Source organism: Enterococcus sp. DIV1298c (assembly GCF_017316315.1).
Lineage (GTDB): Bacteria > Bacillota > Bacilli > Lactobacillales > Enterococcaceae > Enterococcus_B > Enterococcus_B mangumiae.
Map to the genome: position 1 here is coordinate 1 of NZ_JAFLWG010000003.1, position 12,829 is coordinate 12,829.

Annotated in this window: 10 protein-coding genes; 1 reads left to right on the forward strand and 9 read right to left on the reverse strand. The window is 40.7% G+C overall.

The window, feature by feature from the left end:
* From JZO83_RS00485 to tdc, 3 genes are all read right to left on the reverse strand, one after another.
* Positions 1-1,205, reverse strand: a 1,205-nt coding sequence (locus JZO83_RS00485) for a transposase (RefSeq protein ID WP_242542329.1), incomplete at its 3' end; no start/stop codon positions are given.
* Positions 1,206-1,416: 211 nt separating this feature from the next.
* On the reverse strand, positions 1,417-2,871 hold the full coding sequence (locus JZO83_RS00490) for an amino acid permease (protein WP_207114730.1): 1,455 nt from the start codon (positions 2,869-2,871) through the stop codon (positions 1,417-1,419).
* A gap of 27 nt (positions 2,872-2,898) precedes the next feature.
* Complete coding sequence (gene tdc / locus JZO83_RS00495; protein ID WP_207114731.1) at positions 2,899-4,734, reverse strand: tyrosine decarboxylase; 1,836 nt, start codon at positions 4,732-4,734, stop codon at positions 2,899-2,901.
* Positions 4,735-5,233: 499 nt separating this feature from the next.
* Here tdc and JZO83_RS00500 point away from each other — a divergent pair, with 499 nt between their 5' ends.
* The gene (locus JZO83_RS00500; protein WP_207114732.1) at positions 5,234-6,664 is read left to right on the forward strand and encodes a DNA-binding protein; all 1,431 of its coding nucleotides are present in this window, start codon (positions 5,234-5,236) and stop codon (positions 6,662-6,664) included.
* A gap of 123 nt (positions 6,665-6,787) precedes the next feature.
* Here the strand turns inward: JZO83_RS00500 and JZO83_RS00505 are convergent, their stop codons facing one another.
* Genes JZO83_RS00505 through JZO83_RS00530 form a run of 6 tightly spaced genes read right to left on the reverse strand, consistent with a single transcriptional unit; the run spans position 6,788 to position 12,795 of the window.
* The gene (locus tag JZO83_RS00505) at positions 6,788-7,144 is read right to left on the reverse strand and encodes a PTS glucitol/sorbitol transporter subunit IIA (RefSeq protein ID WP_206855637.1); all 357 of its coding nucleotides are present in this window, start codon (positions 7,142-7,144) and stop codon (positions 6,788-6,790) included.
* A gap of 42 nt (positions 7,145-7,186) precedes the next feature.
* Positions 7,187-8,578, reverse strand: a complete 1,392-nt coding sequence (gene lpdA / locus JZO83_RS00510; RefSeq protein WP_207114733.1) for a dihydrolipoyl dehydrogenase — start codon at positions 8,576-8,578, stop codon at positions 7,187-7,189.
* A 15-nt stretch (positions 8,579-8,593) separates the two neighbouring features.
* Positions 8,594-9,805: a dihydrolipoamide acetyltransferase family protein gene (locus tag JZO83_RS00515; protein ID WP_207114734.1), complete on the reverse strand. Its 1,212-nt coding sequence runs from the start codon at positions 9,803-9,805 to the stop codon at positions 8,594-8,596.
* Between the two features lie 10 nt (positions 9,806-9,815).
* Positions 9,816-10,799, reverse strand: coding sequence for an alpha-ketoacid dehydrogenase subunit beta (locus tag JZO83_RS00520; RefSeq protein ID WP_207114735.1), 984 nt, complete (start codon positions 10,797-10,799; stop codon positions 9,816-9,818).
* A 9-nt stretch (positions 10,800-10,808) separates the two neighbouring features.
* Positions 10,809-11,810: a thiamine pyrophosphate-dependent dehydrogenase E1 component subunit alpha gene (locus JZO83_RS00525; protein ID WP_207114736.1), complete on the reverse strand. Its 1,002-nt coding sequence runs from the start codon at positions 11,808-11,810 to the stop codon at positions 10,809-10,811.
* Between the two features lie 31 nt (positions 11,811-11,841).
* The gene (locus JZO83_RS00530; RefSeq protein ID WP_207114737.1) at positions 11,842-12,795 is read right to left on the reverse strand and encodes a sugar-binding transcriptional regulator; all 954 of its coding nucleotides are present in this window, start codon (positions 12,793-12,795) and stop codon (positions 11,842-11,844) included.
* Positions 12,796-12,829 lie beyond the last annotated feature (34 nt).

Sequence of the window (12,829 nt, forward strand, 5' to 3'; positions counted from 1 at the left end):
AAGTTCACTTTCCTATGCCCGCATTCGTAACACAATTTAGAACTTGGATAGAATCGATCTGCTTCGACGAATTCAATGCCGTACTCTTCACATTTGTATTGAAGTTGACGTTTGAACTCATAGAATTTTTGTTGTGCGACTGATTTCGCTAAGTGCTTGTTCTTCATCATGCCCTTTACATTCAAAGTTTCAACAACGATTTTCGATGGTTTGGTTTTCACTATCTCAGTCGTTGTTTGATGAATATGGTTCTGACGAAGATTTGCTAGTTTTCGATGTATCTGTCGAATGTTCTTTTCTAATTTATAGATGTTACATGTTTTGACAAATCGGGTTCCCTCCTTATTCATCTCGTATTTTCGAGAAACTTTACGCTGTAACCGACGTAAACGTTTCTCAAGCTTTCTTATTTTCTTTGTCTTGTTGATATTTTTGTAGATTTTGCCATTTGAGACAACAGCTAAGTTTTTGATCCCTAAATCAATACCTAGTACTTCATTAGTTAGTTTTTGTGTGTCACATTGTTTTTCAATGCCAACAGAAAGATACCAATACTTGCCATCGTAAGAGATTCGTGGATTGATATATTTCGTCTTCATTGGCAATTGTTCACTAGTTTTTATCCACCCAATTTTTTCAAGTAGAACGGATTTTGCTTTTACTTTTAATTTGACATTGTCATTATAAAAAGCAGGTTTTGTCTTCTTTCTGGACTTAAAACATGGCTTCTCGACTTTTAGACAAATTTTTCCACTAAGACCATTGAACCATTTTTGATAGGCGAAACAGGCATCTTTTACTGCCTGTTTCGCAATATTATTTGACACTATGTTCAACCAAGCATACTTTGGTCGCTTTTTCATTTGAGTGACGTGCTTTCGTAAGACATTGTTGGTGAGAAATCCCCCACCAAACCGATGATTCATTTCTTGCATATTCAACACCCAATTAAACACCCATCGAGCCGTTCCAGCTGACTGCCACAGTTGTTGTTCTTGATCTTTCGTCGGCCGGAGTCTGGCTTTCTTGGCTCGTATCAGCTTCTTGCCTTGTGTATGATTCATTCGGTGTTCTCTAAGATTCTTATGAGTTCTATCTTTTAAGGGATGGACGGATGTTAATTTCTCTTTTTTCTTCTCTGTGCTTAAAAATTGAGACGTCCCTTCAGATTGTGTTATCAATTGTTCGACTGGATAGATTGTCATTATTCTCACCTCAATAGTAAGATACGTCATGTCGATTTGTTTAACTGATATATTTTACTGTTATTACCCTCCTGTATTTCATTTGATATACTTATTATACGTAAGAAGGGTAGTTTCTCCTGTCGATTATTTCAGGCAAACATGAAATAATTAGTGTAATTTAATGTGAGACAGGCTTCAGCGTTTGTTTTTTAAACGACATGTTCTTCTTTTACTTCGATTGTTTGGATGTTTTTTGTTCACTTAATTTGTTTTTTATTTCTTGTTCCCATGATGGTTTTCTGATTTTTTCAATACATAATGGCGCCACAAAAAGAATACCGCTGATCAATGCGACAGCCACAAAGTTGATCCATGTGCCGGCTTTTAGTGTAAGTCCGACAGAAAAAACGATTGCTGCAAATAAGATCAGAACGACCAGCCATGCCCCAAAATTTCCTTTTCCGTCTTTTTTGCCAATCCGAAATGGACGAGAAATCTCTGGATTTGTTTTTCTAAAATGTAAGAATGCGATGCCCATGATAATGTAGACAATACAATAAATGACTGTCGTTGCATTGACTAGCATTAAAAATGCTTGGTTGACTCCAGGAATCAACAAATAGAATAATGCAAATACAGAAATGATAATGGATTGTGTCAAAATCACTGCTTTGGATACATCGAATTCATTGGTTTTCCAAAAATTGAAGCGAGGAGGATACGCTCCTTTTCTTGCGCTTTCTGTGACAGTTTTTGCTGGACCAGAAGCCCAAGCAGATAGTTGGACAGCGACACCGACAAATACGAGTAAGCTAAACAGATTGACGATCATATGTGGCAATCCAAGAATTTGGCAATCGATCGAAATCGATTGGGCAATGTTGTTCAATTCCATTTGGCCCTTTGGCACGACATTGGCGACGACTAAAGCATTCAACGTATTTACTACAAACAAAAAGACCAAGGCGGCGAAAATACCGCGGATATAAGTTTTAACTGGATGGCTCAATCGAGTGATATAAACAGAAGACATTTCGATACCAGTAAAAATGAACATGATCGGTGCAAAATAAACGAATGATTTGGCAGTGCTTGGATTTGGAACGAGTAGATCCCACGAAAATTTTCCTAATGTTCCATTTGGCATGATACCAACTTTGATCCAAGCGGCAACACCCAACAGCAGCATCAAAGCCAATGGGATATATAACCCCAACCAGACGCCGATCTTTCCTCCGATTTTTGCCATATCGAATTTTAGGTTCAATACTGTGATGATCCAGTAAACGACTAAGATCACGAGTAACGTAAATTTACTATTCAAGCCTAATGGGACATTATTGACCATATTCCCAAACAAAGGCGCAAGTGCTGAGGCAACCATGACCATTCCGGGAAACATCTGCACCCATAAAAGCCAAGAGACGACAAATCCCCATTTTCTACCGAGAGATTGAGAGACCCATAGTTCTGGCCCTCCTTTTTGAGGAAACATCCCAGCAAATTCTCCTGAGATCAGAGAGATCGGAAACGCATAAAAAAGTACAGCAACTAACATATAAAACAACATCGTCCAACCAGTGGCAGCGACATCAGGAATATTGCGGATGCTTGCGACTAATGCGCAAGTCATCCCAATAAATGTTAACGTTGACAGCTGTTTTGTAGATTTTGAGTCTGTCATGATCGATCCTTCTTTCTATCACTAGAACTACGCAAGAACTTCTTTTAGTTTTTCTTCCATTGCGTGTTTGATGGCTTTGGTGTAATAAGCAAAGATGCTATCATCCGTTAAATAAGGGGTCATGATCGCAGCACGCAACAAAGTGACTTGTTGTTCTTTTTGCCATTCTTCTTTTGATACACCCATACTTTCGACAAATGCCACAGGAGAATCGCCATAATCAGCTTGCGTGAATGTGGTATGAGACGTGATGAAGCGTTCATCGTACACATCCCCGTCCATATAAGAGGACACATCGAACATTTTTTCATTCAAGCGATTGATTTCTTTTAGATCTGTACAGCCTTGCACTTTGAATGCCCAATCGACCATGTTGAAATCTGGATGATTCAACGGATAGACTTCAATTGTTTTCCCATTGACTGTAAAGCTTAATTGACCAAGAAATTCTCTAAAACGTTGTGCGGCTTCGATCGATGCACCAATGAGTTGACCGTAACCTGTGACGTTCAACGGTAGCACGTGATGAGCTGTCCACACTGCCGCAGCTGTTGCTCCAGCTTTTGAGCCTTCTAGGATATAGGCACCTAACATATCTGGTGCTTTCACGGATTTTTCAAACACATAAGGGGCAAAATAAGAAATGATATTGCGCATGCTTTTATGTTTGATCGTGATTCCACCTGCCGCATAAGGAACGTAACCCATCTTATGGGGATCAACTGTCACTGATTCCGCTTCACTGATTGCCTTGAAGCCTTCATAGACACTTCGCTCGATTTTCACTTCGTGGTGGAAAACATGATGTTCTCGATAAAAATCTGCTAATGAGGCATAAGGAACAAATTCATACGCTTCATTCATGAACAAACAGCGTGCATAACCACCATAAGCTGCATCCACGTGGAGATAGAAATATATTCCTTCCTCTTTCAATTTCTCTCTAAGTTCAACGATTTTATCGACACGATCGACTTGTCCTTCTTCTGTTGTACCTACAACAGCGACTACGCCTAAAATAGGGATTTGTTGTTGCGCTAACTCACGAATCGTTTTCTCCAATACTTGGACATCCATTCGGTAGCAGTCATCCACGGGGATCGCAATCATTTGATCCAATCCAACACCACAAATATCCAATGCTTTCATCCATGAATAGTGTTTCGTTTGAGGGACGATCCACTTACCTAATTCTTGGATGTGTTTCCCACTTCGTGATGAAGCTGCTTTGACACGATCCAATTCTTCATCAGTAAATGTTTCGATCATTTCTAAAATTTCTTCTACAGATAAATTAAGTAATGCCCAATCTGATAAGTCTTTTACTTTTTCCGGATACGTTTCTTTGACCGCTAAAGGAATCGATTTGATGCAACGTGCATACCAGAGTCCTTCTAAATTCGCAATCGAGCCATCTGCTGTCAAATGTCCCCAGCCATTCGGCATACTGAAGAGTTTAGCAAAATCTTCACCGATCTCTGCTTCCATTTGTGACGTTGCCATTGATGATTCCAATGCCACATTATTAGGATTCCAAAGCATCGCAAAGTTATATGCCAATAAAGCTGGCATCAATGTTTCTGCATTCATTTGTCCCCAATAACGTCCGGCTGAATGCCAAGGGATTGAACCAGCGCGCATCCGTTCACTCACTTCATCTAAAACTTCCATCATATGTTGACGTGTCGCAAGATAAGATGGCTTTGATTTGTCTGCCTCACTGATTGCAGGTAGATCACCTGGTAAATAATTTTCACGCCAACCTAAATGTTCATCGACCATCTTGTTCAATAACATTTTATAAACTTGTCCATTTTCTGCTTTGTCGCCAATAAAGACGGCTTTGATATCCATATCATCCATTGTGTATTTCTCCTCTCTTGGTACCTGATCATAGGAAATAATCGGCCGGCTGTTGTTTCTTGATCAGTTTACGTGTTTGACTATACGCCCCAATTTTAAAAAATTTTTTTTAATAACATCTCTTAACGCCCCTTTCTTTGAAGATAAAAAAAATAAAGTCTGATTATTCTGTATTTTCACCTCGAAAAAACGAACGATTCAGCTAAACTTTTTAGCAAGAAATGACTTGTTTTATTGATTATAACGTTTAGCTCACGAACAAAAATAAGAAAACAAAATCATTTATTCGTCTGAAAGAAAACCGCTATCTCTTTTTCAATTCGATTTTTTCTGTTGATCAAAGCCTCATTTTTTTAGATAAAGCAGATACAATAACAACAGTAATTAAATATAGGCTTGCTTTTGCTAAGACCCATCAAATGATAGATGCACATCTACGAAAAACATGGCATAATAGCTAAGTGCTTGTGCATGAATATACAAATAGGGAGGATTCCCCATGATTGAACATTATCTCGAGAAAAATCTCTTACGCCAACTATTTCTCTGTGGACAGTTTTATGTAAATAAAGAAGTCCATCTTCCAACAACAGCTACTTTGTTACATGTTTGCCAAACAACTTTGTTGAATGATATCAAATCATTAAGTAGAGAACTGAGCGACCAAATCATTTACCACTCAAAAGAAAAAGAAACCTATTCTTTATACTTCGAACCAACGACTCCTCGTTTCCAGTTGATGCAACGCATCTCTCGACCGTCTTTATTTTTAAAAACCTGCCTTCTTTACTTAGAAGATGAACCTGATTATATCCAACTGACTGAGCTTGAGTTTGTTTCCGTCAGCAAAGCCTATGCGTTGAAGAAACAAGTATTAGACTACTTTCAAGCATGTGATATCTCCATCGAATATCACTCTCCTCGCTTCACTGATATCGAAAGACGGTTGATTTTACTAAATGTGAGTTATCGAACAGGCACGTTGCCTGAGTTCTCTATTCCTGCCTCTTTTGATGTCCAAGCGCAGGAATTTATCCAAGCGGTCACTAAAAAAAGTGGACGTATCTATGATCGCGATACTCAAGAAATCTTACAAACAGGCTTTTTGATCAGCCTATTCTATCAAAAAAATTCTCCACTATCTGTCGATCAATCCTTCATTGATGAAATCAAAAAAAGACCAATTTATGATTTTGTTCTTGTTGCTTGGGAAGAAAGTCCTTTTAGAGAATTTTTTCAGCCAAATGAATTTTATTTTATTCTGATCCTCTTCAATCTCTGTGATTATGGATTTGCTACTTATGAAGCAATCGAGCAGGATTTTGCGCAACTCCATCAAGTCTTTATTGAAAATAATCCAGAGACCAAACAATTGATCCAACAGTTCGAGCAACACTTTGGCCATTCTTTTCTTGGTAATAAAGCATTTGAGCGTGCGTTGATCCGCATTCTGCGTTCTGCGTGGAAAAACTACCAATTGTTCTTACCCGAAAAATTTCACTTATTGACCGACGAACAACGACAGTTATTCGAAGAAGTAAAACAGATTGTTAGCGATTGGACGAACACATTGCCTTATCAATTAAAGATCAACCCAAATTGTCTGCGCTCATTTGTGATTGAATTAACTGGTATTTTACGCTTAGATAAACAAAAATTATCTGTACGTATCGTGACGCATTCGGATATCAAATATCTGATCTATCGCGAAGCATTGGAAGGCGTGACGACGTGTGATATTTCTGTTGAACCCATGATCTACAACCGATTAAACGAAGAAGCGATCGACTTTGCGACTGCACCGTCTCATCGCTTGTTGTGTGAACGAACCCTCTATACACCAGTTGCTTTGTCAATGGATCATATCATTCCGATCTCCGTCGAAACAGTGGAACAAGCGATTATCCTGCTCGTCAAAAATAGGTCGTGAGAAAAAAGAACGAACCAACAACCCAAATAAGCCGGAATCCACAAAATTGTTCCAGATCTTGTGGATTTCGGCTTATTTATCTATGCTTATTTTTTGAATCTGTGTACTTCTCTCACAATCACACTACCCGCCGATTTTTATCATATCGCCAATCGCTAACTTGGGATAAATCGACGGTTCTACAGAAATTGCTCCTGGTAGAATTTCGTTCTCGCCTTCTTGGAAATAGATCGACACATGCCCGAGTTCGTCAAAGTTTTGATTGGCAGCATTGCCTACCTTGGTGATCTTGTAACTTGTATCGCCAAACTGGATTGCTGTACCTGGGCTAAGAACATTCTTTTTTGTATCCATCGTTTCATGGATCACACAAATCGATTTTAATTCTTCTGTGGCTGAGGGACCAAATAAAATCAAAAGCATTTCTTCTTCAAAAGCTTCTACTAATTCGCCAATTTCTTTTACTTTACTTTTTAACAATAAAATCCCTCCTAGATAATAAATGATTAGTTACTCTTCTCATTACAAATGGATCGGCAATCCTAAAGCCAATTCTGCCGCATCCATGATCGTTTCAGAAAGCGTTGGATGACCATGGATCGTCAAAGCAATATCTTCCACCGTCAAATTCGCTTCAATCGCTAAAGTGATTTCTGCGATCAAGTCACTTGCCCCTTGACCAACGATTTGTCCACCGACAATCGTATCCGTTTCTTGCTCAACGATTAATCGAACAAATCCTTCGGGTGCATTCAGAGACAATGCTCGCCCGTTTGCTTGTAAAGGAAATGTTGCTGCTTTAACAGATAAGCCTTGGCTTTTTGCTTCTGCAAGTGTCTGACCAGCCACTGCAATTTCAGGATCAGTGAAGCAGATTGCTGGAATCGCTAGATAATCTTTTTCTACCTTTTTCCCACTAATGACTTCTGCCGCCACTTTTGCATCGTAACTTGCCTTATGTGCGAGAGCTGGTCCAGCAATCACATCGCCGATCGCATAAATGTGCGCTTGACTTGTCTGGTACTGTTGGTTCACTTTCACCAACCCATTTGATTCGACGGATACACCAGCCTCTGCTAAGCCGATATCTGCGGTATTCGCCTTTCTTCCAACCGTAACTAACACATAATCAGCCGAAAGCGTTTGTTCAGCATTTTTTGTGCTAAAAGTGACATCAATACTTGTCGCAGTTTCGCTTACTTCCTTTGCGAGCGCCTCCGTAAACACCTTGATGCCTTTTTTCTTAAAGGATTCCTCGACTACTTGGACTAAATCTTTTTCGTAGGTTGGCAGTAGTTGATCGGTTCCTTCCAGAATGGTAACTTCTGCACCTAGATCCGCATAGGCACTGCCTAGTTCAGTCCCAATGACGCCTCCGCCAATAATCACTAGTTTTTTAGGAACCGCTTCCAACGAGAGTGCCGCTGTCGAATCAAGTATCCGCCCCCCATACTTGAAGCCAGGAATTTCAATTGGTCGACTACCTGTGGCAATGATCGCATGATCAAAGTCAATCGCTGTTTGTCCGTTTTTCCCATCAACCAATGCCCGGTGAGGCGAAGTGAATCTCGCATAGCCTTCGATGATACGGATTTTATTCTTCATCAAGAGCCCTCGGATACCGGTCGTTAATGGACGAACCACTTTGTTCTCTTTCCATTGTTGCACAGCACGAAAGTCTACTTCCGTTTCTTTATTGATGATGCCAAAATACTGACTATTTTTTGATTCTTGATAGGTATGCCCCGCATGGATCAGTGCTTTCGAAGGAATACAACCGACATTTAGGCAGACACCACCGATATGCTTACTTTCTACAATTGTCACTTGTTGACCTAATTGGGCTGCTCTGATCGCTGCTACATAGCCACCAGGACCAGATCCTATGACTAAAGTCTCTGTTTTTTCTTCCATTTGTCCCTCCAATCCCTACAATAAAAACCCAAGAGGATTTTCTAATAAGGTAACGATTTGGGTAAGAAATGCGGAGGCTGGTGCGCCATCGACTACACGATGATCAAATGACAAGCTCAATTCTACGAATGAGCGATTGGTCACTTCATTCAATGTTGGATCAAATACGACCTTATCATAGATGCCGCCTATTCCTAAAATAGCGACTTCAGGCTTGTTGATGATCGGATTGAATTGCTTGACTCTTGACCGTCCTAAAGAGCTGATCGTAAACGTACCGCCAGTCATTTCTTTAGTCGTCAAAGTGCCTTCTCGCGCCTTCTTCGTTTTTTCTTTGATTGATGTCGTCAAGTCTGCTAAGCCAAGTTGTTCTGCTGATTGGATGACTGGAACGACTAAACCATCTTCCAAAGCAACTGCGATTCCTAGATGAATGTTTGGAAAGACCGCGATTCCTTCTTCTAATGCGTGGGCGTTAAATATCGGGAAGTCGCGCAAAGCAATCATTGCCGCTTTGGCAAAAATCTCTAAATAAGAAATGCGTTCGTTGGTTTTCTGTTCGATCATCGGTAATAGCTGCTGACGTAATTCAGTCACTTTCGTCAAATCAACTTCAGCTGTCATCGTCACATGTGGAATAGCTGTTTTGCTTGCGACCATTTTATCGGCAATTGCTTTACGTAATGGTTTCCAAGGGATAAGATTACTTTCAGCAACTGGCTGTTCTTGAACAACTTGCTCTTGTTTAGGGGTGAAATTTTTAACATCACTAAGATGGATTCGCCCTCTAGGCCCTGTTCCTGTCACTTCTGCTAACGAAATGTCTCGTTCTCTTGCAAGACGTCTTGCCGATGGTGTCGCCCGGATGATCGTTGTTTCGACCTCTTTTGGTGAATCCTCTGCAATCTCTGTCGATTTTGCTTCTTCAGTAGGAGTCTCCACGGTTGTTTCTGCTTGGAAGTCAGGCATCTGTGCTGGAACTTCTTCGTTTTGTTCACCAATATAAGCGATAATCGAATTGACTGGCGCACTTTCTCCATCGTTCAAATATTTCTTTAATAAATAGCCTTCTTCATACGCTTCTACCTCGATTGCTATTTTATCTGTCATCACTTCAAAGATTGGATCACCAATCGCAATGGCATCCCCTTCATTTTTCAGCCACATTGTAATCGTACCTTCGGCCATCGTTGAACTCAGTTTGGGCATCAAAACTTCATGAGCCATAATCTACCTCCTATTTTTTCGCCATCATCTTTTCACAAGCTTCCACAATATCTTCTACTTGCGGGACAGCTTTTTTCTCTAACTCAGGATGGTATGGCATCGGGATCTCCGCCCCTGCTAAGCGAACGATCGGTGCATCTAAGAAATCAAACGATTCACTTTCTGCAATCACACTTGCCAATTCTGCACTAAAGCCACTTCGTTTCACTGATTCTGTCACAACGACCGCACGTCCCGTCTTCATCACAGAACGAGTGATCGTTTTTTTATCTAACGGTACTAATGTGCGCGGATCAACTACTTCAATGCTGATTTTTTTCTCTTTCAAAATTTTCGCGGCTTCGATTGCTTTATGGACCATGATCCCGGTTGCTACTACAGTAATATCTGTCCCAACTTCTTTGATGTCTGCTACGCCGATCGGGATCGTGTATTTTTCTGCTGGCACGTCTGATGTGGTACGATAACATAATTTATGTTCATAAAACATGACTGGATTATCGTCTTCAATGGCTGCATGTAATAAACCTTTAGCATCATACGCCGTTGCTGGTTGGATCACTTTCAATCCTGGAATATGCGCCGTCAAGTTTTCTAAGCTTTGTGAGTGTTGCGCAGCCGCGCCTGTCCCTGAGCCACCAGGTGTACGCATTACTAACGGAATTCTTGCCTTCCCTCCATACATATAGCGGATTTTTGCCGCTTGGTTCACGATTTGATCCAGTGCGATCAGAATAAAATCAGAAAATTGGATCTCAAAGATTGGGCGCATGCCAGTCATGGCTGAGCCAACAGCCGCCCCTGCGATCGCTGATTCTGAGATAGGCGTAGAACGTATGCGTTCTTCTCCAAATTCTTCAACCATCCCACGGGTTACGCCGAAAGCGCCTCCATAAACTCCGATATCTTCACCTAACATAAATACATCTTCGTTTTCTCTCATTGCCTCAGAAAGTGCCTCTTTCACAGCTTCTGCATAAGTAATTTCTCTCATGACTTCCTCCTACTCTGCATACACATCTTCATACATTGTTTCTACTGCAACCATCGGACTTGTTTCGCCAAATTTCACCGCATCAACAATCGACTGTTTTGCCTGTTTTCTGATTTCCTCAGCTTCTTCTTCAGTAAAGATACCCGCAGCAACCAAGGTGTTTTTGGTCCGCTCGATTGGATCTCTTTCTGTTCGCCACTGCTCTTCTTCTTGTTTCGTGCGGTACTTTTTAGCATCAGATTTCGAATGACCTTTCCAACGATACGTCAACGCTTCGATCAACGTAGGTCCTTCGCCACGGCGTGCTTTTTCTACCGCTTGATAGGTAGTTTCAATCACTTCAAGTAAGTTATTCCCATCAATCGTTACACCTTCTATCCCATACGCTTTAGCACGTTCAGACAAGTTTTGGACTCTTGTCATTTTTTCAATCGGGCCACTCATCCCATATTTATTGTTTTCAATGAAGAAAACGACAGGTAAATCCCAGATTGCCGCCAAATTCAACGCTTCATGGAAACTCCCTTCATTTGTCGAACCGTCGCCTCCATAAGACAAGGCAACTTGATTTGTTTCCTTCATTTTCGAGGTTAATGCAGCGCCTACAGCAATCGGATAGCCACCGCCAACAATACCATTTGCACCTAAGTTCCCGGTATCCAAATCGGCGATATGCATCGAGCCACCTTTACCGTTATTCGTTCCCGTCGTGCGGCCGAATAGCTCTGCCATCATTTCGTTCACATTAGTCCCTTTAGCAATCGTGTGACCATGCCCACGGTGCGTAGAGGTGATCCAATCCGTTTTTCTTAACACTGCCCCACTACCAGCCGCTGTCGCTTCTTGTCCTACCGCTAAATGGGTAGTACCATGAATCAGGCCACGTGCAAAAAGTTCATCTACCTTTTCATCAAAAAAACGGATCTCCCACATTTTATAAAAAATATCCTTCAAATCTTCATCTGTAAGATTTGCACTATTTTCAATAGACATCGATTTATTTTTTTCCATTTATGCTCTCCTTCTATTATGCCTATAGGGGTCAGATATATTCATTTAAAAGAAATTTTGCAGTATCTTCATCGATGATCAACACATCGATCAAACGATTCGTTAAAGCTGCTTTGATTCCTTTGATTTTATCTTTTCCTCCAGCAGCAGCAATCTTCAACGGAATCTTCTTTAAATCAGCTATTTCTAGCGACAAAACACGCTTATTCCATTCACAGTCTACGACAGAGCCTTCTTCATCGATGAAGTTATAACAAATATCGCCAATGATCTCACCATTTGTAAAGTCAACCTTCATCCCATCTTCTTTGGCTAAATACGCTTTCGTCATTGTGGAATAGACAGGTGTGCCCCCAATCCCAACTAAGGAAATATCGGCATGTTTAGCTTCTTCTAACACATTCTTGATAAAAGATTGACTTAAAAAGACCTGTTTTGCTTCCGCTGAATCCACAGTGATCGGCGCATGGAGTTCAAGTGCGATCCCCCCACATTTATTGGCAAGCAATTCGCAAATCACATTGGATTGCAAACTGACATGCTCCCGACCCAATCCTCCTACCATAGGGATAAACCGTACATTAGGCAGATGATTTTTCACTGAAAAAATCACTGCGGCTTCGTGGAGCGTCGTGCCTGCTGAAATTGCAATCGTTGTATCCGCCTTGATGATCCTAGAAAGATATCTCGCAGTCGCAATTCCTAATCGTTTGTTTAGTGATTCTTCTCCAATCGAATGGACACAAATGACCTCTTTCAATTGATATTTCTTTTGGACCTTTTGTTCTAGACGTTGGAATGGGTGAATCAAATCATCGTGAATAATGATCTCTACTAAACCTAGACTACGTGCTTTTGCTAGATACTTGGATACAAGAGAGCGGCTGATACTGAATTTTTTAGCGATTTCTTCTTGCTTGGCTCCTTCGTTATAATACATGGATGCGAGTTCCACTAATAATCGCTTGTCATCTGAATACCCCATTTGAATCCCTCCAATAGTATGAATGCTTGATTAC

Excerpts from the sequence above, each read along its gene's own strand:
- JZO83_RS00515 (WP_207114734.1), bottom strand. The coding sequence starts at position 9,805 with ATGGCTCATGAAGTTTTGATGCCCAAACTGAGTTCAACGATGGCCGAA.
- JZO83_RS00530 (WP_207114737.1), bottom strand. The coding sequence starts at position 12,795 with ATGGGGTATTCAGATGACAAGCGATTATTAGTGGAACTCGCATCCATG.
- JZO83_RS00520 (WP_207114735.1), bottom strand. The coding sequence starts at position 10,799 with ATGAGAGAAATTACTTATGCAGAAGCTGTGAAAGAGGCACTTTCTGAG.
- JZO83_RS00525 (WP_207114736.1), bottom strand. The coding sequence starts at position 11,810 with ATGGAAAAAAATAAATCGATGTCTATTGAAAATAGTGCAAATCTTACA.
- JZO83_RS00490 (WP_207114730.1), bottom strand. The coding sequence starts at position 2,871 with ATGACAGACTCAAAATCTACAAAACAGCTGTCAACGTTAACATTTATT.
- lpdA (WP_207114733.1), bottom strand. The coding sequence starts at position 8,578 with ATGGAAGAAAAAACAGAGACTTTAGTCATAGGATCTGGTCCTGGTGGC.
- JZO83_RS00500 (WP_207114732.1), top strand. The coding sequence starts at position 5,234 with ATGATTGAACATTATCTCGAGAAAAATCTCTTACGCCAACTATTTCTC.
- tdc (WP_207114731.1), bottom strand. The coding sequence starts at position 4,734 with ATGGATGATATGGATATCAAAGCCGTCTTTATTGGCGACAAAGCAGAA.